The sequence below is a fragment of the Verrucomicrobiia bacterium genome, assembly GCA_036268055.1.
Lineage (GTDB): Bacteria > Verrucomicrobiota > Verrucomicrobiia > Limisphaerales > Pedosphaeraceae > DATAUW01.
In genome coordinates, this window is sequence record DATAUW010000036.1 from 60,187 (window position 1) to 85,343 (window position 25,157).

General features: G+C 54.9%; 23 protein-coding genes and 1 tRNA gene. 13 read left to right on the forward strand and 11 right to left on the reverse strand.

Features of this window, described 5'->3' with window-relative positions:
• Positions 1 to 102: 102 nt before the first annotated feature.
• Complete coding sequence (locus VH413_18530) at positions 103 to 354, forward strand: hypothetical protein (protein ID HEX3800697.1); 252 nt, start codon at positions 103 to 105, stop codon at positions 352 to 354.
• Here VH413_18530 and VH413_18535 read toward each other — a convergent pair.
• Both VH413_18535 and VH413_18540 read right to left on the reverse strand, forming a co-directional pair.
• Positions 333 to 408 (reverse strand) — tRNA-Arg (locus VH413_18535). The two genes, VH413_18530 and VH413_18535, sit on opposite strands and share 22 nt — an antisense overlap.
• Positions 409 to 480: 72 nt before the next feature.
• On the reverse strand, positions 481 to 1,014 hold the full coding sequence (locus tag VH413_18540; protein HEX3800698.1) for a ribonuclease H-like domain-containing protein: 534 nt from the start codon (positions 1,012 to 1,014) through the stop codon (positions 481 to 483).
• Positions 1,015 to 1,342: 328 nt separating this feature from the next.
• On the opposite strand from VH413_18540, the gene VH413_18545 reads away from it, so the two are divergent.
• The 3 genes from VH413_18545 to VH413_18555 are packed head-to-tail and all read left to right on the forward strand — an operon-like array spanning position 1,343 to position 4,321.
• Positions 1,343 to 2,221 carry an ABC transporter permease gene (locus tag VH413_18545; GenBank protein ID HEX3800699.1) on the forward strand — a complete coding sequence of 293 codons (879 nt, stop codon included), beginning with the start codon at positions 1,343 to 1,345 and terminating at the stop codon, positions 2,219 to 2,221.
• Positions 2,221 to 3,009 carry an ATP-binding cassette domain-containing protein gene (locus VH413_18550; protein HEX3800700.1) on the forward strand — a complete coding sequence of 263 codons (789 nt, stop codon included), beginning with the start codon at positions 2,221 to 2,223 and terminating at the stop codon, positions 3,007 to 3,009. The genes VH413_18545 and VH413_18550 overlap by 1 nt, the downstream gene beginning before the upstream one ends.
• Positions 3,010 to 3,013: 4 nt before the next feature.
• Positions 3,014 to 4,321, forward strand: coding sequence for a hypothetical protein (locus VH413_18555; protein HEX3800701.1), 1,308 nt, complete (start codon positions 3,014 to 3,016; stop codon positions 4,319 to 4,321).
• 5 nt (positions 4,322 to 4,326) lie between these two features.
• Here the strand turns inward: VH413_18555 and VH413_18560 are convergent, their stop codons facing one another.
• The 3 genes from VH413_18560 to VH413_18570 form a co-directional block, all read right to left on the reverse strand.
• Entirely contained in the window at positions 4,327 to 5,484 is a 1,158-nt protein-coding gene (locus VH413_18560; protein HEX3800702.1) for an acyltransferase, read from the reverse strand.
• A gap of 138 nt (positions 5,485 to 5,622) precedes the next feature.
• On the reverse strand, positions 5,623 to 6,159 hold the full coding sequence (locus VH413_18565; GenBank protein HEX3800703.1) for a hypothetical protein: 537 nt from the start codon (positions 6,157 to 6,159) through the stop codon (positions 5,623 to 5,625).
• A 12-nt stretch (positions 6,160 to 6,171) separates the two neighbouring features.
• A complete protein-coding gene (locus VH413_18570; protein HEX3800704.1) occupies positions 6,172 to 6,852 on the reverse strand; it encodes a hypothetical protein in 681 nt (226 codons plus the stop codon).
• A gap of 222 nt (positions 6,853 to 7,074) precedes the next feature.
• Here VH413_18570 and VH413_18575 point away from each other — a divergent pair, with 222 nt between their 5' ends.
• From VH413_18575 to VH413_18585, 3 genes are read left to right on the forward strand one after another with little or no spacing between them, the layout of a single operon-like run.
• Positions 7,075 to 7,743: a DNA-processing protein DprA gene (locus tag VH413_18575; protein ID HEX3800705.1), complete on the forward strand. Its 669-nt coding sequence runs from the start codon at positions 7,075 to 7,077 to the stop codon at positions 7,741 to 7,743.
• A 7-nt stretch (positions 7,744 to 7,750) separates the two neighbouring features.
• Entirely contained in the window at positions 7,751 to 8,503 is a 753-nt protein-coding gene (locus VH413_18580) for a DNA-processing protein DprA (GenBank protein ID HEX3800706.1), read from the forward strand.
• Positions 8,504 to 8,513: 10 nt separating this feature from the next.
• Positions 8,514 to 9,197, forward strand: a complete 684-nt coding sequence (locus VH413_18585; protein ID HEX3800707.1) for a phosphoribosyltransferase — start codon at positions 8,514 to 8,516, stop codon at positions 9,195 to 9,197.
• A 343-nt stretch (positions 9,198 to 9,540) separates the two neighbouring features.
• On the opposite strand, the gene VH413_18590 is transcribed toward VH413_18585, so the two are convergent.
• Positions 9,541 to 9,894: a hypothetical protein gene (locus tag VH413_18590; GenBank protein ID HEX3800708.1), complete on the reverse strand. Its 354-nt coding sequence runs from the start codon at positions 9,892 to 9,894 to the stop codon at positions 9,541 to 9,543.
• Positions 9,895 to 9,901: 7 nt separating this feature from the next.
• Positions 9,902 to 10,156 carry a recombinase family protein gene (locus VH413_18595; GenBank protein ID HEX3800709.1) on the reverse strand — a complete coding sequence of 85 codons (255 nt, stop codon included), beginning with the start codon at positions 10,154 to 10,156 and terminating at the stop codon, positions 9,902 to 9,904.
• 157 nt (positions 10,157 to 10,313) lie between these two features.
• Here VH413_18595 and VH413_18600 point away from each other — a divergent pair, with 157 nt between their 5' ends.
• From VH413_18600 to VH413_18615, 4 genes are all read left to right on the forward strand, one after another.
• A complete protein-coding gene (locus VH413_18600) occupies positions 10,314 to 11,357 on the forward strand; it encodes a hypothetical protein (protein ID HEX3800710.1) in 1,044 nt (347 codons plus the stop codon).
• 178 nt (positions 11,358 to 11,535) lie between these two features.
• Positions 11,536 to 12,144 (forward strand): DNA-processing protein DprA, encoded by a 609-nt coding sequence (locus VH413_18605; GenBank protein HEX3800711.1) that lies wholly within the window; start codon positions 11,536 to 11,538, stop codon positions 12,142 to 12,144.
• A gap of 643 nt (positions 12,145 to 12,787) precedes the next feature.
• Positions 12,788 to 13,843: a family 16 glycoside hydrolase gene (locus VH413_18610; GenBank protein ID HEX3800712.1), complete on the forward strand. Its 1,056-nt coding sequence runs from the start codon at positions 12,788 to 12,790 to the stop codon at positions 13,841 to 13,843.
• Between the two features lie 486 nt (positions 13,844 to 14,329).
• Complete coding sequence (locus VH413_18615; protein HEX3800713.1) at positions 14,330 to 14,869, forward strand: HAD-IIIA family hydrolase; 540 nt, start codon at positions 14,330 to 14,332, stop codon at positions 14,867 to 14,869.
• 734 nt (positions 14,870 to 15,603) lie between these two features.
• Here the strand turns inward: VH413_18615 and VH413_18620 are convergent.
• Positions 15,604 to 16,653: a DUF481 domain-containing protein gene (locus VH413_18620; protein ID HEX3800714.1), complete on the reverse strand. Its 1,050-nt coding sequence runs from the start codon at positions 16,651 to 16,653 to the stop codon at positions 15,604 to 15,606.
• A complete protein-coding gene (locus tag VH413_18625) occupies positions 16,625 to 17,497 on the reverse strand; it encodes a hypothetical protein (protein HEX3800715.1) in 873 nt (290 codons plus the stop codon). The genes VH413_18620 and VH413_18625 overlap by 29 nt, the downstream gene beginning before the upstream one ends.
• Before the next feature lie 320 nt (positions 17,498 to 17,817).
• Between VH413_18625 and VH413_18630 the strand changes: the two genes are divergently transcribed.
• Together VH413_18630 and VH413_18635 are read left to right on the forward strand one after the other, a co-directional pair.
• The gene (locus VH413_18630; GenBank protein ID HEX3800716.1) at positions 17,818 to 18,591 is read left to right on the forward strand and encodes an SDR family oxidoreductase; all 774 of its coding nucleotides are present in this window, start codon (positions 17,818 to 17,820) and stop codon (positions 18,589 to 18,591) included.
• A 149-nt stretch (positions 18,592 to 18,740) separates the two neighbouring features.
• Positions 18,741 to 20,765, forward strand: coding sequence for a PAS domain S-box protein (locus VH413_18635; GenBank protein ID HEX3800717.1), 2,025 nt, complete (start codon positions 18,741 to 18,743; stop codon positions 20,763 to 20,765).
• Positions 20,766 to 20,887: 122 nt separating this feature from the next.
• Here the strand turns inward: VH413_18635 and VH413_18640 are convergent, their stop codons facing one another.
• Positions 20,888 to 23,209, reverse strand: coding sequence for a PAS domain S-box protein (locus VH413_18640; protein ID HEX3800718.1), 2,322 nt, complete (start codon positions 23,207 to 23,209; stop codon positions 20,888 to 20,890).
• Between the two features lie 115 nt (positions 23,210 to 23,324).
• Positions 23,325 to 24,872: an ATP-binding protein gene (locus tag VH413_18645; GenBank protein HEX3800719.1), complete on the reverse strand. Its 1,548-nt coding sequence runs from the start codon at positions 24,870 to 24,872 to the stop codon at positions 23,325 to 23,327.
• Positions 24,873 to 25,157 lie beyond the last annotated feature (285 nt).

Genomic DNA, 25,157 nt, shown 5'->3' on the forward strand with positions numbered 1-25,157 from the left:
TTCAAATGATGGGAAGGCCGTGGATCGTCACGGCTACTTTTGTTCCCCGAGAAATAAAAAGCTCACACTTGCCGTTCACATCCTACCTGATAAAATACCTGTATGAGCTATAAAACGGTTGAAGTCGAACTTGAAAACGGCACCGTGCGGCCTTCTGGCGCGGAGATACTGCCATCCAAAGCTCATGCCTTATTGACTTTACTTGACGAAACGACGCCGGGTCCGGCGGCAACCTGCAGTCAGTTGGCTGATCGCTGGAATGCATTGGCAAAGCTTCCTTCAGACGAAGCCAAAGCGTTCGCGAATGATATTGAAAAGTGTCGGTTGGTATTTGGTGACCCCATCAGGAATTGAACCTGAATCTCAAGTTTAGGAAACTCGAGCTCTATCCATTTGAGCTATGGGGCCAGCCGAACGGCAGCATCTTAGCGGTTTTTCTAAAAATGACAAGCGCATGCCGCAAAACGCCAACTGCGCGCGTTACCACGCCACGGGGACGGTCAGTTTTTTTCCGAAGCGGTTGTGGTAATGCAGTTGCTTGTGGTTCGCGCCGTGTTCGTGGACAAGCTTGGTGAGCTTTACGTCGTAGCAGCAGTATTCGGCGATTTCCAATAGCTTGCCTTGCTTGAACCATTGGATGGCTTGCAGGCCCTCGGCGGTTTTTTCGACGCCGAAGGTGGCGGTTGCGATGGAGTCGAGGGAGAGGCGGTGTTGCAGGGTGTTTTGCAGTTCGACAAGCATGTCGAGCGTGGGAAGCTGGCGCAAATCCATCGAGGTATAGGCGTGCAGCACTTCGTAGTCAAAGCGGAGATGATTGAAACCCACGACGAGGTCGGCGCGCTGCAACTCGACGAGCAGATCGTCCACGTGTTGCTCGCCGTAAATTTTGTAATCACCGCGCGTGGTGCTGTAGGTCACGCCGATGCTCATTTTCATCAGGCCGATTTTGTCCCAGCCGCCCACTTCATCGGCGGATTTTTGCGTTTCGAGATCAAAATAAACAATGTTCTTCATGCGGCATGGATGACCACTTGTTATATAACTCCACAAGCTGCGCGTAAGTCAATTCGCGCTTTTGCGGAGGTCGAATCGAGGCGCATCATCCGGGCGGATCGCGGGTCTGCGACCTGCAGCAAGGTACATGAGGTCAAACCGCTTGCGGCTCAGCTTTTCGTTCCACATTCAAAATACAAAAGCATTATCGAAAACGATCGGCAAATCTCGATCGGCAATCTTTTCTAAAATTGCTGCGGGTCGCAGACCCGCGGTCCGGGGGAGGGAAAATTTTCAAATTTTGTTGGCTAAATTTGCTTTGTAAAAACCCCTTTGACCGCATGGCGCAATGAATTTAGGCTGCCTCGTGGACAAAGGGTCATTCAGCGCGATCAGCGCAGCGCGAGCCCGCGCCTTCATGGAGGCGCCGCTGCCTCGCTCGTACACGGATTATCTCGGGCATCGCCTCTTCCGGTTGTTGCTCACGGTCCAGGGGTTGCTGGCGTTTGCGCTCATCACGCTCGGGGTGATTTTGACGAAAATGAATGTCGCGCAAAGCGTGACGTTCCCGCTGATCTTTCGCGAGATGAAACGGTCGGGCATGGACTTGATTCCGTTGTTTTTGTTCATGTCGGCGGCGCTGGGTTTCGCGACGATTGGCCAGGCGGTCACGCTGCTTTCGCAATACGGCGCGACGTCTTATCTCGGCACGATCATGGTGGCGGTGGTGGTGCGCGAACTGGGCCCGCTTTTCACGGCGATGCTGGTGCTCTCGCGGTCGGGCACGGCCAATGTCATCGAACTCGGCACGGCACGTTCGCAAGGCGAAGTCGAGGCGCTCGAAGCGCTGGGCGTTGATCCGATTCATTATCTGGTGATGCCGCGCGTGATCGGCATGGCGCTCGGGGTTTTTGCGCTCTCGATTTATTTCATCATGGGCGCGTTGCTAACCGGTTATCTGTGGGCGTTTTTACAAAACGTCCCGCTGCAACCGGGAGAATATTTCCGCCAGCTTAGCGCGGCGCTGACGAGCCTGGATTTTGCGATTCTCGCGGTGAAGTCCTCGGCGTTTGGCGTGAGCATTGCCGTCATCACGTGTTATCACGGGCTGTCGCGGCCGCTGCAACTGGAGGAAGTTTCCCGCGCGACCATCGGCGCGGTGGCGCAGTGCATCATCGCCTGCGTGGTCATTGACGTGATTTTCATTTTCGTTTACCGCACGCTCTAATGGAAAACCCACCCGCCAATTCCAGTTCGCCGGTCATCGAAATGAACGAGGTCGCGTTCGGCACGTTGCAGGACGTGGAACGCGTGGTGATGGAGAATGTGAATTGGAAAGTCGCGCCGGGCGAATATTGGGTGGTCGGAGGCATGCATGGCTCGGGCAAGCGCGATTTGATTTCATTGACCGCGGGACTGATGCCGCCTTTGCGCGGGACGTATCGTTTGTTTGGTTCTGAGATGCCGCTTTACGGCGACGAACAACTTGCCCAGCGTCTGCGCCTTGGGATGGTTTTTGATAACGGCAATCTGTTGCATCAACTCAACGTGCACGAAAATCTGGCGCTGCCGTTGCGGTATCATCGCGACCTGGGCTGGCAGGAAATCGAGGAACGCGTGAAGACGATGCTGGAGCTGGCGGAGTTGACGCCGTTTGAAAAAACGATGCCCGGCGCGCTGGATCATCATTGGCAGAAACGCGCCGGGCTGGCGCGAGCGCTGATGCTTGAGCCGGAGGTGCTGCTCGTGGACCATGCGTTGAGCGGCTTGGATTTTCGCCAGTCGAATTGGTTCCTGAAATTTTTCGACCAGCTTTCCGCCGGGCATGAGTTTTGCCAGAAACGCCCGATGACATTGATTGCGACCGCGGAGGATTTGCGGCCGTGGCGCAACCCGCATTGTCATTTCGCGTTTGTAAAAGAGAAACAGTTATTCACCGTGGGCCATCGCCCGCAGTTGACCTGTCATCCCGAACCGCTCGTGAAGGAACTGCTCGCGGAACCTTTCACTACTTGAATTTATGCCACTGCAAGACCTCACACCCCAACTTCGCACCCGCTTGAACCGCATGGAACGCGGTGTCGGCTGGTTCATTCTGATCGCGACGGTGCTGTTGATTTTTGGTTTCGGCTATTACATCTACAATGCCGCCAAGCAGCGCGGCTGGTTCAAGGCGAAGGCGCCGTTTTATACTTATGTGCAAAGTGGCGCGGGCATTGCCATCGGTGATCCGGTGTGGCTGATGGGATTTGACGCAGGGCGGATCACGAAGATCATTCCTGAAAGTCCGAAATGGGGCGAAGTGACTTCCAACAATGTGTATATCGAATTTGAAGTGGTCGAGCCAAACTTTGGTTATATCTGGACTGAAGGTTCGCACGTGGAATTCAATAGTTCGGGCTTCCTCGGCAAACGCGAATTGGACATCACCAAAGGTTCCAAGGGTCATGCCACTTATATTCGCCAGGCGTTGCGCGATGACTTGACCGCGACCGAGGCACAGGCGCTGCCGGATTTGAAAAATTGGAAGCTAGGTGAAGAAATCCTGGACGGGACGAATTTGGTCAGCTCGCCGTGGCAGACGCTGACGCCGGAATTGCTCACCAAGGCGGAGGCGGTGCTGGGAACCAAACATATTCATATCATTGATACGAATAGCATTTCCCGGCATATCACGGCGGTTTGGAATCCCAGCAAGCATTACTACGAACATTTTCATCATACGAATATCTATGGCCTGGAACGCAACGAACAGATTGCGTTGAACGATCGTTTGCAGACCATGGTTGCCCAAATCCAGGCGGCGATGCCAAGCTTTTTGCAGATCACCAATCAGCTCGGCATCGTGCTTTCCAACGCGACGCGGCTCACGGCGAACCTCACCGACATTTCCGGCAATGCGCGGCCGATTGTCAGCAATCTCGCGATCATCACCGGCTCGCTCACCAATCCGGAAGGTTCGCTCGGCGAATGGTTGATCCCGACGAACATCAATCAAAAAATTGGCACGACGCTCGACAGCGCGAACACCACGATCACGAATCTCAATACCAACTTGCTCACGTTGAATATGACGCTGGACAACGTCGCGAACATCACGAGCAATTTGAATAATCAGGTGCAGGCGAACAGCAATATCGTGACGCACGTCTCGGACATCATCGTGCACAGCGATGAATTCATCCAGGGGTTGAAAAAGTTCTGGTTGTTCCGCCATTTGTTCGCGGCGCATCCGGCGAAGAAGCCGAAATATGTTTTTCCCGCTGCGCCACCGGCGAGCACGAATTGGGAGGCGTTGTCGCCGAAACTGCGGAGTGGAGCGCGTTAAAAGCGCTATGCGTGGCGGTCATCCATAAAGCGGCGCTTTAATTTCAAAATGGGTTTCTCCAAAAAATAATAAGACGGCAGGACGGCCAGAAAAGTGAGAGGCGTGCCGATGAGAACCACGGTCCAGCCTTTGTATCCGAAGCCATGCATTCCCCAATAGATCGGCCAGTGCCAGAGATACAGTCCGTAGGAAATAGCGCCGAGCCAAACGAGCCATTTTGCGGTGAGCAACTTTTTAAGCATGCTTCGCGGATTGATCATCACATCGAGGATCAAGGTCGCGGCCAGCAATGCGATGACGACAAACCCGAAAGTAAATAACCCGCGCCCGAGGAAGTCGCCGGTTATGGAAAAGATAATCAGGCATAGCAGCGCAGCTGGAGCCAGAAACGCAAGAATTTTCCGGGCGAGGTTTGCAGCTTTTTCCGTCATCAATCCCGAAGAGAACACAACCCCAAGAACGCAACCGACCATCAACGTCTCCGCCCGGGTGTCGAGCCCGAAACACAGGCGAATAAACGTGGCTCCCTTCGCGGTAAGAAAGATGCCGGCAGCCCACGATAGCAATCCGATCACGACGGCTCCGGCGGCGATATATATTCGTTTTTTTGAGGCGCGCAGGAGCGTGAGCAGGATGATGGGCCAGAGGATGTAAAATTGTTCTTCGACGGAAAGCGACCAGGTGTGGGCAAGCATTCCCATTTGATTGCCGGCGAATACCCTTATCCAATCCGTGAGGTAGAAAAGGGCGTAGAGCGAGTCGAGGCAATTTTGGCTGGCGCGATCCTTGTCATAAATCAATAAGCTAAAAATACAATACACGATCAGCATGGCGATGAGCGCGGGGCCGAGCCGCAACGCGCGCCGGAGGTAGAAATTCCGCAAACGGATGGAACCGGTGCGGTCGAATTCCTGGACGAGCAAGGTGGTGATCAGAAAACCGCTGAGGACGAAAAATAAATCCACGCCGGCAAATCCGCCGGGCAACAATGATTCGAAGGAACGGAGCGGCGCGTGGTTGCCCATGACGAGCAGGATGGCGATGCCGCGCAAGCCGTCGAGCGCGGGCACATGGCCGAGGCGTGTGCTTGGCTGAGTCGCCGGGAAATTGCCCGCAACGCCTTTCGACTCCGTGCCGGGCTCAGTTGCATTTATCTCGTGCATGCTGGATTCAATAATCTTTCTTGATTTAGAATTAACAATCCTCCTTATTTAAAATGACCATCCGAGCCATTAACCATGCTCGATTCTGACTTACCGCTTTGACCGCTGCCAACGTCCCTTGAACCAGTCTCGCCTATTTTAATGCCGCCCGCGGATCACGGCGAAGATGCCGATGAGGATGGCGAGGAGGCCGAGGACGACGAAGAGAAAACGATTTCGCGCGACGCGTTTTTCGTAACGCATCGGGCGCAGGCCCTGGATGCTCCCGGCGGCGAGGTAATTCACCAGCTTGGGGTTGGCCGTGGACGGGCCGCGAAAATGATTTTTGATGCGGCGGAAAAATGCGGCGAGGTCGTATTTGCGGACGCCGAGGTCGTTGTAATGTTCCTTGGTGGATTCGGCGTCGAGCTTGGCTTGCAGACGGTTTTGATCCACGTCCTCGAAGATGGGTTCGCGATGGGTGGGCGCGGGGGGTTGCGGCGGATGGGTGGCCGTGGCGGCGCCGTGCGGCAGGGCGGTGGAACGGAGGCGCGGGGCGGGTGAACTTGGGCCGGCTGACGGAGCCTCGGGTTTGCCGTCGAGTTTTTTGATCTGGGCTTCGAGGGCCGCGATCTCGGCGTTCAACGCGCGGGCGCGGTCAGTGAGGGGATCGGTTTTTTTCTTAAAAAACCCCATACGGCAAAGGGTTTAGTGTCGCGCGTAGAACACGAGCAACAGGCCAACTACGAGGGCGACGACGGCGAGCGGCCAGGTCAGCGCGAGACCCAGTTTGCAAAGTTGCCCGAGGTCTTGCGTGCCGAGGAGGGATGGGGCGGAGTTTTGCAGGCGCGTGGGCGTTGCGCTTTCTTCGCGAGCCTCGCCGGATAGCACGGGAAATTTGAGGCGGGCGGAGTTCCATTCCATGCGGGCGTTTTCGATGGCGGTCAGCGCGCGGGTGAGTTCGACGTTGAAATTGTCCCTGGTCCAGGTTTGGTCGTTGGTGGCTTCGACTTTCACGAGCGCGGCTTGAAGTTCGACGAGGGACTTGGACATTTGCTCGGCGTCGCGGCGGTGGGCGAATTCGGATTTGGTGAGGAGGCCGACGGCACGGGTGAGGTTCTGGATGGTTTCCTGACGGCCGGTTTGGAATTCGATCTGGCGGCGGCGGGTTTCCTCGAGGCCGGCGCGTTCGCGTTCCAACTCTTCCTGGATGCGCTTGAGTTCGGCGAGTTTTTGCTGGGTCTCGCCGACCTTGGAATCCACTTCTTCGCGCGAGGGCGCGCGCACGGCGGGAGCGGGTGCGGGATTTACTGCGCCGGTGTAAGCGGCCTTGTGGGATGATTGAAAATCGTTGTCCACAAATTCTGTCGCATCATATTCTGCTGACATAAATGCACTCTAGTCCCGGTTATGGGGAGTGTAAAGAAGTCTGTTGCGAGAGATTTAAATTGAGTGAATCCAAGCGCGGCCCCCCGATTTTTCAAAGGTAAAATTTTCGAATTTCTATAAAATGTGCAGCCGGATTTTGTTAATAACCACACCCTCTCCCCAGCCCTCTCCCGCACCTAACGGTGCAGGCGAGGGAGAAGAAAGGCGCGGCGGCAATAAATATTGCCGAAGATTTCCGTGGGGAATGGGCGCGGCCTCCAATCATGGCTTGCGGATGCGGGGGCGAATGGAGTATGCAACGGCATGGATTCACGCGAAGCGCTGGTGGCACTAAATATGGTCGAGGGCGTGGGGCCGATTCGGGTGCGGCAGTTGCTCGAACATTTTGGCGAGGCGCCGGCGATTTTGGGGGCGTCGCGGAGCGCGTTGCGGCAGGTGCGCGGTATTGGCGAGGACACGGCGGAGGCGATCGCGAATTGGGAGAAGCAGGTGGACCTGGCGGGGGAGTTGAAGCGCATCAGCGAATTCGGCTGCCATATTCTCATCGGCTCGGACGAGGATTATCCCGAGTTGCTCAAGCAGATTTATGATCCGCCGGTTGTGCTTTACGTCAAAGGCCGTTTGACTGAGCGCGATAAAAATGGCGTGGCGATGGTGGGCTCGCGGATGACGACGCCGTACGGCATGGAGACGGCGCGCAAGCTGGCGTATCAACTCGCGTATGTCGGCGTGACGGTGGTGAGCGGCGGCGCGCGCGGGATTGATACGGCGGCGCATCAGGGGGCGATGAGTGCGAAGGGGCGGACGGTCGCGGTGTTGGGCACGGGCATCAACCTAATGTATCCAGTCCAACGAACAACCGGCAACATCAATAATTCCCAATGGAATTAAGGGTTTTATGAATTTAAACGCTTTTGCCCGTGACATGGATTCAGAACGCTGTCATAATGTAAGTATGAACGTGCCGGTGGAAATGACGCCGACCGAATTACTTGGCCAACTCAACGAGGTGGAACAAAAATATGCACCCCAAATGCTATTCGTCGTCGGGCGTCGAGACATTCTCAATAATCGTCCGCGAGTTTCAATCGTAGGAAGTCGGAAGGCTTCAGCGGAAGGAATTCAACGTGCAAGGAAGCTGGCTAAGTTAGTCGTCCAACAAGGCGGACTGGTTGTGAGCGGTTTGGCTGCCGGAATTGACACCGCTGCCCATACATCTGCAATTAACTCAAACGGATTTACTGCCGCAGTAATTGGAACTCCTTTGAGTAAATCATATCCTCGTGAAAACACGGAATTGCAAGCTTTGATTCAACGGGAGCATCTGTGTGTTTCTCAATTTCCAGAAGGGTATCCTACTCAACCGAAAAATTTTCCAATTCGCAACAGAACAATGGCGTTGATTTCAGATGCGACAGTTATCATTGAGGCGGGAGAAAAAAGCGGTGCAATTTCGCAGGGATGGGAAGCGTTGAGATTGGGAAGGGGTTTGTTCATATCAAAAGCGGTTGTGGATAATCGTTCGTTGACATGGCCAGATGAAATGTTGGCACATGGTGCAGAAGTGCTTTCAGACAAGTCCTTGGATGCTTTCTTTTCGTCTTTACCCGTTCGGATTCTCCCTTTTGAACTGAATGGGATTTCCTTCTAAATTATCATACGTGGCGTTTGCAAAATATTCGCCCAAAGGAGAGACACACCTTTCACAAGTTTCAAGAGTGATTCGGAGTGCCGTTAAAAATGACACATACATTTCGTTCACAAACGCTGGCAAAACCGAAAGCGTTAACGGAATTGAATTTTTAGCTGCAAAGATAGTTGCAGCGATTCAGCAATATCCATTTCTTAAAGATTGTTTGAATGGAGATGTGGTATTGGTGCCAATACCTCGAAGCGCACCGTTAAAAACAAAAGACGCTTTGTGGCCGCCTTTGCGTATATGCCAAGCCCTCTTAGCCGCCGGTCTTGGTTCGGAAATATCGCCTTTATTAATTCGTTCGCACGCGGTTCAGAAATCAGCTACAGCACCAAAGGGAATGCGTGCAACTCCCGAAGACCATTACGACAGCACGGCTATTGACAATGATGTGCCAGCTCTTATTGAAAAGCCAATAACGCTGGTTGATGATGTTGTAACGCGTGGTTCGAGTTTTGTTGGCATGTTCAGACGCTTAGCCGAAGCATTTCCGAATCGAACCATTCGTTGTTTCGCATTGATTCAAACGCTTAGCGAAGGTGAGGTTGATAAAATAATTCTACCCGTTCAGGGAACTATCACTCGTTACCCATCTGGTAGGCTATGGAGAGATACTGGCGGTGGAGCGCAGCAGTCTTGGAATTTTTGAGCGCAGTAGGAATTTGACAAATCAATCGGTTATGCGATTGGTTGCTTCATGCACGCGGATTTAACTGAATCTGTGAAACTTGGCTCGTCTTTCTTGGCGTTGCTTACCTCCTTCGTTGCTTTGATTGTGGCGCTTATTACCGCCGCGCAAAATCCAGAGATTGTCGCTTGGATAAAAAAAAAGACTCTATTATTTCTTTAGCTACTTCTTTGCCAGAACTTTAACGCGTTTATTGAAAACAGTTTGGAGATTTTTTTTATTATTTAGAGGAGTGGCGCATTTTTAAAAATCAAACAAAAACCCTCACCGTTGCGGGTGAGGGGTGACAGTTCGGAAGGCTGGATTACGCTTTAAGACTGTATTGCCACGACAGACCTTCTTTTTTCTTGGCGAACACCTTTTTGAATTCGGTCGTTCCCAAGACTTCGGAAATCTTCGACCCGTTGCATCCGTGACGTTCGGCCAACAACTTCTGGTTGGCCTTTCCTTGGAATTCATTGATAATCGCGGCCACACTTTCAACCGTAATGGGGATTGCCGGACGGCGTGATGATTTCGCCTTTCCCTTCAAATCATCTTCCGTAAACCCGACAGACATCAATTCGGCCTTGAGGGATTCGACTTCGCCGAGTTTGGTTTGGAATTCTTTAAGGAGGTTGGTTTTCGCTGTTTGGAATGCTGTCAATGTTTCGCTCATACTGATTTTACCTTTCGCTGTTTCGTAATGACGTATTCGCCCCTTTGAAAGCGGACACCCCTTTATCGTGTAGGGTGATGGATTTATCCAAGGCGTATCCATTCTCCTTGCAGAATTGTTCTGCTGCTTCAACTTGACGGCGCGTCGAATCACCAAGACTCTGTTGAGGGGTTGAGAACCGAACGTATGAGTATGCGGTTTTCACGTTTTCGTCCGTGGAAAATTTCACGGACCCGGTTGTGTGGGAAACTGGCAATTTCATGGAAATAATGTTGGCAAACTAACAATTTATGTAGCTGGCAACTCAATATGTGGTGTGTATCAATCGGGCAGACAACTGGCAACGGCGAAGAAATAGTTGACATTTCGACTCATTTGCGGCTTTTAGTGCCACGACACGCCCCAAGTAGGCCAATTATATGGAAAATATACTTTTTGATGAATTAGCCGCCTGTCTTTCCCAATGTCCCGTAATCTCCGACACAGCAGCATACTGGTTCTTTCGCACGGAGGGAGGCTATTTATACGAATCGTTCATAAGCCAAAATTGCATAGCCATCGGCCATCCGTCTGTCACGCTGGATACGATTAAAGGGCTTACCTTGGATGATGGAGACCGAAAGAAGTTATCGCGACAAATTCGAGCGAATGAGCCCACAAATAGCACTCCGGGGCTATCCGCGTCGCAATTGCTCAGATTTGTCCACGAAATGAAATCGGGCGATTATGTAATCATTCCATCGCATGGTTCGCGTCAATTAACCATTGGCGTTCTGACAAACAAACAGCCTTTTGAGGGACCAGTTCAGGTTGGTGGAAAACCGAATCCCAACTTCAACAAGCGGCGTGGTGTTAGGTGGTTAAAACGTGTTCCGCGGAGCACAGTAAACCCCAATCTCTACAAGATTCTTTTTTCGCATCAGACTATAACTAATATTACTGAGTGCTCGCAATGGATAGATACGCTCTTGTATGACTTTTTCAGAAAGGGAGCCAAATATCATTTTGTTTTGGATGTCGCTCGTTCCGGCAATATCAATGCACGGGATTTGTTTTCAACGGGTTCTGGGCTGCTTGAACTTGGAGATGAATTTGCGGCCGAACTTGGCATCAAGGAAGACTCGGGAGATATTGATACAAGAATCAATCTTAATTCTCCGGGAGAGATTGAACTCATAACGACCGCCGCTCAGTATATTTTTGTTACGGGCCTTATTGTGGTAGGTTTGACTGGCGGGACATTCAAAGGGGATGAGAAAAAAATTGGTATGAATATTAACATTCACACTGATGGCCTAATCACTGCGCTCACCAAGTTTTTGAATGCCAGAAAGAAACGTCAACTGCTCGACACGATAAATGAGAAAGTTAAGGCTTTAAAAATCAAGAATCCCGACGATATTACTAAGGTGTTAGACCATATCAACAAAGATGTCAAAGACAGTAAGGACGGTCATTCGTGAAACGCGTGATTCGCAAAATAGCGGTCTTGATGGTCATGTTTTCAGGTGTTTTTTTGTTTCTGAATCTTGTTATCACTGAATTGCTTCGCATTTCAAACACGTCGCTCACTTATGCGATTTCGCAAATAACGGCGATGGTGATGCTTGTGGTTCTCTTGTTAAAAAAGAAAATCGAAGTATATTAGATGTTCGGGTAACTGGCAAGGCCGTCAATATTATTTTTCCTTCGGAGAATCGCGAATTGTTCGAGCGCATCGCGGCGAGCGGGGCGGTCATCACGCAATTTCCGTTTAATCGCAAGGCGGACAAGCAATCGTTTCCGATTCGCAATCGCATTGTCGCGGGGATGACGCTGGGGACGGTGGTGGTGGAGGCGAATTTGACGAGCGGGGCGTTGATCACGGCGAACATGGCGGTGGAACAGGGGCGGCAGGTGTTCGCGGTTCCCGGGCGGATTGATTCGCCGCGCAGCCGCGGTTGCCATGAGTTGATCAAGAAGGGCGCGAAGCTTTGCGAAGGGGCGGAGGATATTTTGAGCGAGTTCGAATATTTATTTCCCGCGAGCAATCGTCCGCCCGGCGCGAGTGAAACGGGAAATTTGCCGGCGTTGACGTTGTCCGAGAACGAACAAAAAGTTTATGACGCGGTGGTGGAGGAATCGAATACGGACGAGGTGATTCGGCGGAGTGGGTTGCCGAGTTCGGCTGTGTCGGTGGCGTTATTGGGGTTGGAGATGAAGCGGTTGATCAAGCAGTTGCCGGGGAAGATTTTTGTGAGGAATAATTGAGCGGGTTTGTGGCCCTAATTGAAGAAGGGGTTAATGAGAAGCGTTGGGCGAGCGGGTGAGGTTTGGTTCCAAGAGGAAAATTCTTTTGTCCCTGCGGGACTTGGTTTGGAACGGATGCAAACCCAGCAATAAATTGCTGGGCTAATATCTGTCGTCCCTGCGGGACTTCGGGCGGCGGAGCGGTGGCGCAGTCCTGCCGTGTCCTAGATTATCGGTTGTTGCTGCGGGATTTGGTTCAAAAGAAATCCAATCGGGCAAATTGCTGGAGAAACTTTTGACGCGGGTGAATTCGGGCGGATGATGGGAGGATGCTCGCCTGGGCTCGCCTCGCTGCGCTCGATATAGAAGTGAGTGGTTTCGATGAGGAGTCCCCCAACTGAAGTTGGGGGTTAATGAGAAGCGTTGGGCGAGTGGGTGAGGGTTGGTTCCAAGAGGAAATTCTTTCGTCCCTGCGGGACTTGGTTTTGGTGTGGAGGCCAACCCAGCAATAAATTGCTGGGCTAATATCTGTCGTCCCTGCGGGACTTCGGACAGCTGCGCGGCAGCGCAGCCCTGCATACGGATGGTTGGCGCATGCGCGATTAAGGGAATGCGTTTTGAATGCCCCTTGTCGGCAGGGGTTTTTTTGTTAGGGTAAAAGTGTATGCAAAGATTAATTGTGGGGCTGGTTGCGTTGCTGTTGGCCGCGCCGTTGTGGGCGGCGGAGCAGTCTTTTAATTTCAGTGACATGCCCACGAATCTGCCGCCGACGAATTGCACGAGTATCGTCGGCGGGGAGGGCAAGCCGGGGAATTGGAAGGTGGTGCTGGATGAGGTGCCGCTGCCGATTGCGCCGATCAATCCGGGTGCGCCTAAAACGGGGTCGCAGGCGGTCGTCGGGCAGTTCGCGTGGGAGGCCACGGATGAACATTTCCCGATGCTGGTGCTGGGGAAGGATACTTACGCGAATTTTACTTTTACCACGCGGTTCAAGATCGTGGACGGCTTGACGGAGCAGATGGCGGGGGTGGCGTTTCGGTTGCAGGATGAGCGCAATTATTATTATGTCCGCGCGAGCGCGCTAGGGAATACGTTTTATTTTTACACGGTCACGAAGGGCGTGCGGTCGAATCCCATCGGCAACCAAATGACGATTGAAAAAGGTGTGTGGCATACGTTATCCATCCAATGCGAGGGGGCGAAGATTCGCATTTTGCTGGATGGCAAGGAGGCGTTGCCGGAGTTGACGGACCCAACGTATTCGTCGGGCAAGATCGCGTTGTGGACGAAGTCTGATTCGATCAGTTATTTCACGGATATGCGGGTGAATTACACGCCGCGCGAGCCGTTCGCGCAATCCATGGTGCGCGATGCGATGAAGGAATTTTCCACGAAGCTGCTTGGCCTGCAAATCGTGGCGGTGCCGCCGGATGCGAAGGACGCGCGAATGATCGCGAGCACGGATGAAAAGGAGATCGGCAAGCCGGGCGAGGCCACCGATCTGGATGTCATCAATAAGAATGTGAATTATTATCTGCGGGACAAGGGCGCGGTATACGTCACGATGCCGTTGCGCGATCGCAATGGGGACACGGTGGCGGCCGTGCGTTTTGCAATGAAAACTTTTCCCGGCCAGACGGAGGACAATGCCTTGGAGCGCGCCACGCCGATTCTCAAGGCTTTGCAACTGCGGGCGTCGTCGGTGGATAAGCTTTATTGAAGGCGCCCATGTTCTCGACGCATATTATATTTGGAAGGTGAGGTTAACCGCGGAGGCGCGGAGGCGCGGAGGGTCCTGCGGAGGACACTGGGAGAAGCAACTTTTAGTCACGGATGGGACGCGGGAAAATCATGATTTTGACGGATTAGGGTTTTACGCGCATGTTAGATGTAGGGGTTGGGCTTCGCCGTTCCTGCCGGGGCGGATTATTTTGTTTTGAGGTATTCCGGGGAGGTTATCCTGGCTAAGATTCCTCAACTCTCCAAGTTGTCGGGGTGCTCCAAGATCTTTTGTGCTTCCGGGCAAAACGCGAGTGCCTCGCAACGAGACAAGGGGCGTGATTATTTTTGGCCGCGCTGGTCAAAGGTTTGCGGGGGCTTCTCTCAAATTTGCGACAGGGAAGCGTAAAATTATTGGGTTTTTCGCGTGGGGTGAGAATTTTTTGGGGTCGCCAAAATCAGGCGAGCTTTATGCTGTCTCGGAATTATGAAGATCGCGATTTTCTTCGAACGAGATGGCATTCTGAATTTGCCCAAGGTTGAACGCCAATATCAGGTGCCGCCGTTGACGCTGGCCGACTTTCACGTGAATGAGGCCGCCTTGCCGGCGTGCGAAGCGCTAAAGGCCGCGGGCTTCACGCTCATCGCCACGAGCAATCAGCCGGGGCTTTCGCAAGGCACGGTTTCACGCCGCGAGTTGGATCGGATGAATATGCTGCTGCGCCAGACTTTCCCTTTGGATGATATTTTGGTCTGCCCACACGACCCGGCGGATAATTGTTCCTGCCGCAAGCCGTTGCCGGGGTTATTCATGGAGGCGGCGTTCAAACATCACCTGGATTTGGAACGCTCTTTCGTGATCAGCGACAAATGGCCGGATGCCCGCGCGGCTCGTTCCGTCGGCGCGACGTCCATGTTGTTGCAATCACCCTGGGTGGGATCAGGCCATCACGATTTTGTGCTGTCGAGCATCTCGGCGATTGCGGGGAAGATTTTGCAACTGCAGACGCGGCATTTGGCGGCTTAAGAGGCTAAAGTTAACCGCGGAGGCGCGGAGACGCGGAGGGTCACTGAGAGAAGGATTTTTTTAGCCACGGATGGAACACGGGTTGATCACGGATGTGGGAGGGAAAAACGCGTTGGAACTGCGGGGAAATCATGTCCTCAGCCATTTAATGTTTCCACACGCATATTATATTTGGGGTTGAGGTTAACCGCGGAGGCGCGGAGGCGCGGAGAGTCACTGAGAGAAGGATTTTTCTTGGCCACGGATGGAACACGGATTGATCACGGAAGGGGCGACTTCTTTGAGGCTGGGCGCATCCGCGCACTGCCCCCAAATGGCAGGATGGCGCGCCGTCCGAAGTCTCGCAGGGACGAAAGAAATATTTCTCAAATCATCCAGCCTACGCCGCGTCCATTCATCAAATTCTTTCGTCCCTGGCGGGACTTCAATTAGAAGCGAACTAAAACCCAGCCATAAATGGCTGGGCTAAGATCTTTCGTCCCTGCGGGACTTCGACCGCGCTGGCAGGGTTTTATCCCGGGGCAGTGTCAAGATGCGCCCTTTGAGGCTTCGACTTTAATTCTGGTTTGAACTGTTTCGGTTTTTTGCTGCTGCTGGTTTGTTGCAAACTTAGGAGTTGTGGAATAAGCGGGGGCGGCAATCTTGTTTGTGAATTGCTGCGGGTCATAGACCCGCGGTCCGTGGGGGGGGTGCGTATCGGCGGCGGTTGAAAATTTTCTGCTAAAATTTCTTCGCTAGAATTTTACGCCGACGGAGGTTCGGAGTTGGAGGTCGTTGTCCGGGACGCCGGCGGTGGGGCGGGTGTCGTAGAGGTCAATGACGGAGAGGTTCAGCGAAACATTGAGGAGCAACGCGTAGCTGAGGGTGCTTTCAAATTGCGCGCGGTATTGCGTGGCGTAGTCGGCCTGCTGGAAATATTCCGCCTTCTCGGTCAGGTTCATTTGTTTGTTGATCTTCCACGTCAAGTCCTGGCCGACGCGGGTATAAAAATTTTCGGTGCGCGTGCCGTCGGCGCGGTCTTCCACCTGGTAGTTGGCACCCAATTCGAGATTGACGACGAAGTTTGAACCGGTGAACCAATGGTAGCCGATACCGGGCCCATCTTCATAATGGCGGTTAATCAAGCGGACGTGGTCGTAAAAAGCGGCGCCGAGATTGTAAATATACCATTTTCGTGAGAGGTCGAAATCGGTCTTGGAACTGCCGCCCATGCGGTTATCCGAAACGACGGAGGGCGAATTGGTGGTTCCGGGCGGCGGGCCGGTTTTTCCATAGGCGGTGTCGTAGGTCAGAATGTTGCGAAAAAATTCCTTGGGGTCGCTCTTGTAGGGTTGGGCGTAAGTGAGCGTGGCCTTGGCGTAAAAAAGTTCGCTGTCGGCGGCACCGCGCTCGAGGTTGGCGCCGACGGAGGCCTCGCCTTTCCAGCGACGCCACCACGAATTGGTGTCCACGAGGACGACCGCTTTTTTTTGCACGCCGAAAAGTTCCTGGCCGCTCACGACTTTAATGGGGAGGTTGGTGGCGGAATTGGCAACGGCATTGGTGGCGGGCGGAACGATTTCGCGGCCGGTGATTTGCGCGACGGGGATGGTGACGTCGTCCGTCCACGCGGTGGAAAGGTGGATGGTGCTGGTGTTTTCCGAGAGGACGGTGCCGGCGATGCGGTCGCCGTTGCGCAGGTGCAGGATTATACTTTGCGCGGAGGCGGACCAGCCGAGCAGAAACATGAACGCCGCGAGAGCGAGAGCGCGCGGGTCAACGAGGTACGGGCAACGGAATGTCATTGGTGGGAACGATGTATTTTGGTGGTGAGGGCAGATCATTTTCCGCGATGTGACGCTCCCCGCCGACGATGAAAATATTTCCAGTGTCATCCACGCGCAAATGCGGGGCGGAACTGGTGTAGTAATAAGTCTGGCGTTTGGTGATCTCACCGGAGGGGCTAATCACGCTGTAATCATAAACGTGCGCGGCCTGCTGGTAAAGCAGATGGAGGTTGCTGGCCGGGTCGAGGCGCATCTGCGGCGCGCTGAAGGAGATGGTGGGCCCGATGGTGAGGAGGCGAAGCGTGTGCGTGCCGCCATCGGTGAGGCGGAGGAAAAGTTCCGAGTGCCGGGAAAAGGTGGCTTGTTGCAAAATATATTTGCGGATCTCGGGTTCGCTGTGATCGCCGGGGGATTGCGGCACGCCGAAGGATTGTTCCCATATACTCACGCCGCGCACGACGTCGAAATGTTTGGGCGTGCTGCTGACCTGCATCTGCCAATCTTTGATGCGCACGGTGGCGGTCACCGAATAACCGCCGGGTTTGGAGATATCGAAGTAGGGGGAAAGATCGGCGCGCGCGGTGGCTACCTCGGAAGATTTGACATCGAAATCGTGGGCGATGGGGGCGTTGCCATTTTTGATGACGACGAAACCGTCGGTCGCCTCGATGGAATAGGAAAGCCAATCGTCCTTGCCGAAGTGGAGCGTCTGGCCGGAATTATTGACGATGCGCACCTTGGCATTCATGGTTTCGTTCGGTAAAAATTGATTACGCTCCAACAACACTTCCACGGTTACCTGGGCACTCGCGGCGCGAGCGAGAGCCAGCAATAACGTGAGCCATAAAGCTGTGTTCTTCATGCTGCCACTTTAAAGGGCCGGGGCCATCAGGCAAGCAACAAAACGGGGGCGACGCGGCGCAACGGGACGCAAACCCAAACGTGGCGGGGCCGTGCTGCCGGGCGGCCCAATTTGCTTTGGCCGGACACGCGAATGACGCAGCGGCGGGGCGGCGACACTCGACTTTAAATGAATTGGCAACCACTCTGGAATGGACGCACGGGGGCATGGTTTATTCAGCGATTCGATAATTGCAGTTCTCTCCATTTATAGACCGCGCGAGGCCGAAGTGGTCACAGGTTATTTTCCGCGCGAATTTTTTTCTGTGCTAAGGTGCTGCGATGAAGCAATGGGTTTTGATCACGGGAGCGTCGCAGGGCATCGGCCACGAGCTGGCGAAGGTTTTTGCGGCGAATGGGTGGCAATTAATTTTGGTTGCGCGCGATTGGGTGCGATTGGGCGCGATCGCGGCGGAACTTTCCGCGCGTCATGGGGTCAGCGTGAAAATTTTGACGAAAGATTTGGCGCGCATCTCCTCGGCGCAGGAAATTTTTGAGGAACTGAAAAGTGAAGGCATCGAGATTTCTGCGCTCGTCAACAACGCGGGATTTGGCGTGCAGGGAATTTTTGCGGAGACGGAGTTGCAAAAATATTTGGACATGGCGCAGGTGAATATCACGACGCTCGTGCAGCTCACGCATTTATTTTTGCCGGGGATGCTGGCGCGGCGCAGCGGAAAAATTTTGAATGTGGCTTCGACGGCGGCGTTCCTGCCGGGGCCGTTCATGGCGATGTATTATGCGAGCAAGGCGTTCGTGATTTCATTTTCGCGCGCGTTGTCGGTGGAGACGGGCGGCAGCGGCGTGACGGTGACGGCGCTTTGCCCGGGCGTGACGGAATCGGAGTTTCATTCGCGCGCGGGACTGAAACGGAATATGAAATTCATCATCATGAGCGCGGAGGCAGTGGCGCATATTGGTTATCGAGCCATGATGGCGGGCAAACCGGTCGTGGTGGCGGGCTGGATAAATTGGATTTCGGTGGTGATGATGAAGTTGATTCCGGCGCGGTGGTTGAGCCGGATCGCAGCGAAGGTGAATGGGCCGGCGCGATAAAAAAGGCTGAACCAGTTCGGTTTCATTCTTTCAAAATTTCTGGCAACTTTCCTGCTCATCGTGGATCGGTGGGCGCCACCTTATCCCTTATAAACGCAGGATCGAGGCGCCCGCATGGTTGCAAGCCGAGCATCAAACCGTAGATTGCGATGAGTAATGACTTGAGTCATTTGGACGCAAATCGCGGCCTGGCTAATGAAATTGCCCAGGTCATCGGACAATCGTCGCCACCTGCGGCCATCGAAGGCCGTCTGCTGGCGGCGTCTATGGATGCGCTCGGCGCGGGCGTGTTGCTTTGTGAAGCAAAATCGCCAGACTGTCCAATTATATACGTTTCCAAGGGTTTTTCTGTCATCAGCCGATACACGACCGAGGATGCTCTCGGGCAGAAACTTGCTTTCATCATCAGCGCGGAAACAGATCCCGAAGCCCGCGCCCGGATCGAAGCAGCGCTCGCCGGACGCGCAGCCTCCCAGGAGGAATTTCGTTGCCGCCGCCATCAGGCCGAACCCATCTGGTGCGAATTAAATTTGACGCCGGTCTTCGCGGGAGGAGAAACGCCGACGCATTTCATCGCCTTGATCACGGACATTTCCGACCACAAGGAACGCGAAGAGATTTTGCGCGATGCCCAGTCGCGTTACGGCGGCATTTTTGAAAACGCCGTCGAAGGCATTTATCAAAGCACGCCGGATGGGCGTTATCTTGCCGTCAATCCCGCGCTGGCGCGGATGTACGGTTATGACAACACCGATGAATTGCTGCATCGCGTTTGTGACATCAGCCAGCAGATTTACGTGGACCCGGTTTTTCGCGAGCGGTTCCAGCGCGAAGTCGAGCAGAACGGCCAGATTCGCGGCTTTGAATACCAGGTGCGCCGCCGCGATGGCAGCATCATCTGGATTTCCGAAAGCGCCCGCGCCGTCCGCGACGCCGATGGCCGCACCCGTTACTACGAAGGTTTCATCGAGGATATTTCGCAACGCAAGGAAGCGGAGGTCGCCCGCGCGCGGCTCGAAAAGCAAATGATCCAGGCGCAAAAAATGGAAGCCATCGGGACGCTCGCCGGGGGCATCGCGCATGATTTCAACAACATCCTGTGCGCCATGCTGGGCCTCACGGAGCTTGCCTTGACCAGCACAGAAGTGACGGGGGTGACGCGGAAAAATCTCGAAGCCGTCCTGCGTTCCGCCGGCCGCGCGAAAGATTTGATCCGGCAGATTCTTACCTTCAGCCGCCGCGGTGAAAATGAATCGTCACCGATCCGCCTGGGCCTGCTGCTCAAGGAATGCGTGAAGCTGCTCAACGCCTCGCTGCCGTCCTCCATCAAAATTGTTTTGAACATCGAAACGGATGACGACACCGTCATCGCCGATGCCACGGAGATGCACCAGGTCATCATGAACCTCGGAACCAACGCCGCGCATGCGATGAAACGCACCGGCGGGCAGTTGGAATATACGTTGCGCTCACTGGATTTGAACGGGGCGCAAGCGGCCCGGCTCTCGCCTTTGCGCGCGGGAAAATATCTTTGCCTCACCGCCCGCGACTCCGGCCACGGCATGACTCGCGAGACGATGGATAATATTTTCGATCCGTTTTTCACGACCAAGCCGGCGGGTGAAGGCACGGGATTGGGGCTCACGCTGGTGCAGCGGATCGTCGCGCGGTGCGGCGGGCATCTTGAAGTGGAAAGCGAACTGGGCACGGGCACGACGTTTCAAATTTATTTGCCGCGCGCGCCACAGAACGCGGTGGTGGCGGCGCCCAGGAAAGAATTTCTCCTGCCCGGACGCCGGGAACGCATCCTGGTCGTGGACGATGAAATTCCCATTCTCGACATGTTGCAACAACGCCTGCGCAAGGTGGGTTACCGCGTAACGACTCGCGCCGACAGCACGACTGCGCTGGAAACCTTCCAGGCTGAACCGGAAAAGTTCGACCTCGTCATTACGGATCACACGATGCCCTGCATGCAAGGGGCTGAACTTGCCGAACGCCTCGGCCAGATCCGCGCCGATGTGCCGGTGATTCTGATGACCGGCCTGAACCAGCCGCCGAGTTTTGCCGGTTCGCACTTCGCCGCGCGCCGCGCCGTGCTGCGCAAGCCGCTGGACTTTGTGGATCTTTCCCAGCGCATGCGCGAAATGCTCGAATCGGCGGGAAAAGCTTGAAGGAGGTCAGGCGAATCAGTTGGAAAGTTCGCCCTGTGGCGGCACTCTATGAGCGCCGTTCTGTGACGGATCCAGCCAGGGACCGCCGCTACAGTGAGACTGATACTTTCCAACTAAAATCCCTACGCGAAAACCTGGTGGACGGCGGAGAGCAATTTTTCGGCGGAACAGGGCTTGGGCAAAATCTCGACCACGCCGAGCGATTTCAATTCCTCGTTGCGCGCGGTGTGGTCGGTCATGCCGGTCATGCCACTGGAGGCGAGAATTTTCACGTTGGGATCCAATTTTTTCAACGCGCGCACCGTCGCCACGCCTTCCATGCGCGGCATCATGATGTCGGTGATGATCAAGTCTATCTTGCCGGATTGCTGGGCGAACACAGCCAGGCCTTCCACGCCATCCACAGCGGTGACGACGTTGTAACCGTGGCGCACGAGGATGCGGCGCGTGACATCGCGGATGGCGCTTTCGTCGTCCACCAGCAGGATCAACTGACCGCGACCGCGCGGCACGCCCAGTTGCTGTTTCGGCGCGAGGGTGGCGATGGCATCGGCCGTGGCAGGCAAATAAATTTTGAATGTCGCGCCTTTGCCGGGCTCGCTATAGACAATCACCGAACCGCCGTGTGATTTCACAATTCCCAGCACGGTCGAAAGCCCGAGACCGGTTCCCTTGCCGAGTTCCTTGGTCGTGAAAAACGGCTCGAAGATTTTTTCCATGATGTCGGCGGGAATGCCGACGCCGGTGTCCTTGACCTGGATCAAAGCGTACGGCCCGGCCTTCGCGCCGGGCAGCAACATGCGTGTGTCCTCGATCAGCGCATTTTCCGCCGTGCAAGAAATCTGGCCGCCGGACGGCATGGCGTCGCGCGCGTTCACGAAAAGATTCAGCAAGACCTGGTGCAGTTGCGTGGCGTCCGCAATGACGGGCCACAAATCCTCAGCCACCGAATACGTGATGGAAACATTTTTGGGGAAAGTGTCCTGCGCCATGTTGATGATCTCTTTAATCAAATGGCGCGGTTGCAGCAGGGCGCGTTCGCCTTCGATGCCGCGCGCGAAAGTAAGCACTTGCCGCACGACCCCTGCTCCGCGGTGCGCGCTGGCCTCGATGCGATCTACCAGTTCCTGGGCCTCCTTGTCGAGCGGCTTCATGCGGAGGATTTGCGAAGCGATGGAAATGGGCGCGAGGATATTATTCAGGTCATGCGCGATGCCGCTGGCCAGCGTGCCGATGCTTTCCATGCGTTGCGCGCGAAGAAATTGCATCTCCAGATTTTTCTTTTCCGTGATGTCGGTGTTGATGATGAGCACGGACTTGGGCAGACCGTTGGTATCGCGCATCAGAGTAACGCGGCTGCTCACCACGAGCAGCTTGCCTTCCCGGGTCAACTGGCGCAGTTCGCCACTCCAATCACCGTCGGCCAGCAGTTCTTCCCTGGTCCACTCGAACCCGGCGTGCGCCGGATAAAGCTCCGTGATGCGCCGGCCGATGACTTCCTGCGCCGTCCAGCCGTAGAGCCGTTCCGCGCCGTGGTTCCAGGTGATAACGCGGGATTCGGCGTCCTGCACGATGATCGCATCGGCGGCCATGTCGAGCAAGGTGGCCTGGTCGCGCATGCGTTCCTCGGCCTGTTTGCGCTCGGACAAATCCTCGACGAGCGTGACGAAATATTGGAACTGATTATGGTTGTCGCGAATTGCCGAGGTGGTGATTTGCGCCCAGATAACGGAGTCGTCCTTGCGGTAAAAGCGTTTTTCCAATCGCACGCGCGACACCCGCCCGACCATCAGGGAGACGAATTCCTCCGCGCCCACGATTTGGTCTTCTTCATGGGTGATTTGCTTGAAGGACATGCCGAGCAATTCCGCCTCGGTGTAGCCGAGCATGAAACGCAGCGTGCGGTTGGTGCTGAGAAAAGTCCCGCCGGCATCGGCATTGATCACGCCGATGGGCGCGTTCTCGAATACCATGCGAAAGCGTTCCTCGCTCGCGCGCAATTCCTGTTCGGCGATGCGGCGGCGCGAACGGTCCCGCGACTCGCGCAGGGCGCGCCGCACGGCGGGAATCAACCGTTCCAGGTGGTCCTTGATGACGTAATCCGTGGCGCCGGATTTGAGGCTTTCCACCGCGCGCTCTTCGCCGATCGTGCCGGAGACAAATAAAAACGGCACTTCCGGGCGCAGCCGCCGCGCGGCGGTCAACGCGAGGTTGCCGCCGTAGGCAGGCAGCGCGAAATCCGAGAGGATGAGGTCCAGCGGTTCACCGGTGAGCGTGCCTTCAAATTCATCCCGCGTCCGCGCGTGGAAAAAATTGCAATCAATCCCGCCCGCGCGCAATTTCGCCTCGACCAATTCGCGGTCACTAAGATTGTCCTCGAGGTAAAGGACGTTGAGCGGTTGCGCCGGGTGCGCGGGGAACGGTGGGTTGGTGTCGGAGATCATGAATGGCTCCTTTCACGATGGAACGGGGTTTTGGTCTCGCTTCCATGCGCGTGGTGTGGGTTTCCCCGGCCAGCTTCGCCGTACGCGGCATAATGAATGGCTGCCCGATTCCGGTTCATTTTTTTCCTCCCGGCGTGAGGGTGAAATAGAAAGTCGCGCCCTGCTGTTCTTTGGCCTGGGCCCAGATGCGCCCGCCGTGGCGGTTGACGATGCGCTGGGCAATGGCCAGGCCGACGCCCGTGCCTTCAAATTCGTCCTGATGATGCAGGCGCTGGAAGACGCCAAAAAGTTTGCCGGCATATTCCATGTTGAAGCCCGCGCCGTTGTCGCGGACGAAATAAACCCGTTCGCCCGCTTCCACGGAACTGCCGATCTCGATGTTCGCGGGCTTGCGATGGCGCGAATATTTAAGGGCGTTGGAAAGCAGGTTCATCCAGACTTGTTTCAGGAGCGCGTAATCGCCTTCGCATGCGGGCAATTCGCCGACCCGGATCTCCAGTTCGCGGCCGTTCTTTTCGGCGGACAGTTCACCCAGCGTTTGACGGACGAGTTGATCAGTGTCCACCGGTTGCGGCTTGAGTGGCTCGCGGCTCAGTCGCGAAAAAGCCAGCAGGTCATCAATCAAAGTCCCCATGCGCAAGCCGTCCTGGTGGATGATATTTAAATAGCGCCGGCCTTTTTCGGGAAGCAGCGGGCCGAAATCTTCGAGCGCCATCGCGGAAAACCCGTTGATGGCGCGAAGCGGCGCGCGCAGATCGTGGGAGACGGAATAACTGAAAGCTTCGAGTTCCTTGATCGCCGATTGCAACTCGGCGGTGCGCAGCGAAACGCGCTGTTCGAGTTCGGCGTTTAGCTCGCGCACCTTTTCCTCCGCGGCCTTGCGCGCGGTGATGTCGAGCATCACGCCCTGGCTGCCGATGATTTTTCCGTCGGACCGGAACACGGGCGCCTTGACGACGTGAAAGTATTGTTTGCGTCCGCCAGTAAATAGACGCTCCTCCTCAAGCTCGATGGATTCGCCCGTAGCCAGAATGGACGAGTGATGTTGATCAGCGGCATCGGCCAGTTCGCGGATTTTCTTTTCGCTTAAAGCGGTGTCGCCGGCGCGGATGTCGGCCAGGGCGCATTCCCGCGGCGTTTTCCCCAGAAAATGGGCGGGCTTGCGGCCAAAGAAATCACAAAAGCTGGAATTGACGAAGACGTAGCGGCCTTCGGTGTCCTTGCGAAAAACCCCGGCGGGAATCTGCTCGACGAGCGAATGGTAGAGCGCCTGGGTGTTGCGCAGGGCGAAGTCGGCGCGGTGCTGCTCGGTGACGTTCGCGTTGTAAATACGGATATGCTGATTCTCCAGGAGCGTGATGGTTTGCAGGAAAACAAATTTGCCGACAGCGATTTCGCGGCGCGTGACTTTCAAGCCTTTTTCGATCATCGGTTTCAACGCCTCGGACAACCCAATGAGCGAGGGATGCTGGAGCTTGAGCGCGGGCAGATCTGAAAAAGCCTCGACGGCGGCGGGGTTGAGGTAATGGATCTCGCCGGTGGACAAATCCAGTTCGATGATCGGATTGGGGTTTTGTTCGGGGAAGGAAGCCAGCCAGCGCATCCGGTCATCGGCGGGATTATCCGTCCGCGGCCGTTTTTGCGCTGGGTCAAGCTCGCTCATGCGTGGCCTTCCGTGGTTACGCCTCGCGCAGAACCTGGAAAAAATTCACCGCAAAAACCGTCGAGCGTGTCTCCCGGACCACGACCAGCTTCCTTAAAATTTTTATCCACGACCACCATTTCATTTCCTCTCGCGGAGAGGGCGTGCACCAATAAGTAGTGGAGATTTTCGAAAAATAAAATAGTCCTCCACAGTTTGTTTGTCAAAAAATGAAACCGGAAAACCGGATTCCGGCTTAAAGTGACATCGGTTTTTTCATTCCGAAGGCGAGGCGAACCAACTGGA

Coding starts and splice junctions, on each gene's coding strand:
- VH413_18530 (HEX3800697.1), top strand. CDS start 103: ATGAGCTATAAAACGGTTGAAGTCGAACTTGAAAACGGCACCGTGCGG.
- VH413_18540 (HEX3800698.1), bottom strand. CDS start 1,014: ATGAAGAACATTGTTTATTTTGATCTCGAAACGCAAAAATCCGCCGAT.
- VH413_18545 (HEX3800699.1), top strand. CDS start 1,343: ATGAATTTAGGCTGCCTCGTGGACAAAGGGTCATTCAGCGCGATCAGC.
- VH413_18550 (HEX3800700.1), top strand. CDS start 2,221: ATGGAAAACCCACCCGCCAATTCCAGTTCGCCGGTCATCGAAATGAAC.
- VH413_18555 (HEX3800701.1), top strand. CDS start 3,014: ATGCCACTGCAAGACCTCACACCCCAACTTCGCACCCGCTTGAACCGC.
- VH413_18560 (HEX3800702.1), bottom strand. CDS start 5,484: ATGCACGAGATAAATGCAACTGAGCCCGGCACGGAGTCGAAAGGCGTT.
- VH413_18565 (HEX3800703.1), bottom strand. CDS start 6,159: ATGGGGTTTTTTAAGAAAAAAACCGATCCCCTCACTGACCGCGCCCGC.
- VH413_18570 (HEX3800704.1), bottom strand. CDS start 6,852: ATGTCAGCAGAATATGATGCGACAGAATTTGTGGACAACGATTTTCAA.
- VH413_18580 (HEX3800706.1), top strand. CDS start 7,751: ATGAATTTAAACGCTTTTGCCCGTGACATGGATTCAGAACGCTGTCAT.
- VH413_18590 (HEX3800708.1), bottom strand. CDS start 9,894: ATGAGCGAAACATTGACAGCATTCCAAACAGCGAAAACCAACCTCCTT.
- VH413_18595 (HEX3800709.1), bottom strand. CDS start 10,156: ATGAAATTGCCAGTTTCCCACACAACCGGGTCCGTGAAATTTTCCACG.
- VH413_18600 (HEX3800710.1), top strand. CDS start 10,314: ATGGAAAATATACTTTTTGATGAATTAGCCGCCTGTCTTTCCCAATGT.
- VH413_18610 (HEX3800712.1), top strand. CDS start 12,788: ATGCAAAGATTAATTGTGGGGCTGGTTGCGTTGCTGTTGGCCGCGCCG.
- VH413_18615 (HEX3800713.1), top strand. CDS start 14,330: ATGAAGATCGCGATTTTCTTCGAACGAGATGGCATTCTGAATTTGCCC.
- VH413_18620 (HEX3800714.1), bottom strand. CDS start 16,653: ATGACATTCCGTTGCCCGTACCTCGTTGACCCGCGCGCTCTCGCTCTC.
- VH413_18625 (HEX3800715.1), bottom strand. CDS start 17,497: ATGAAGAACACAGCTTTATGGCTCACGTTATTGCTGGCTCTCGCTCGC.
- VH413_18630 (HEX3800716.1), top strand. CDS start 17,818: ATGAAGCAATGGGTTTTGATCACGGGAGCGTCGCAGGGCATCGGCCAC.
- VH413_18635 (HEX3800717.1), top strand. CDS start 18,741: ATGAGTAATGACTTGAGTCATTTGGACGCAAATCGCGGCCTGGCTAAT.
- VH413_18640 (HEX3800718.1), bottom strand. CDS start 23,209: ATGATCTCCGACACCAACCCACCGTTCCCCGCGCACCCGGCGCAACCG.
- VH413_18645 (HEX3800719.1), bottom strand. CDS start 24,872: ATGAGCGAGCTTGACCCAGCGCAAAAACGGCCGCGGACGGATAATCCC.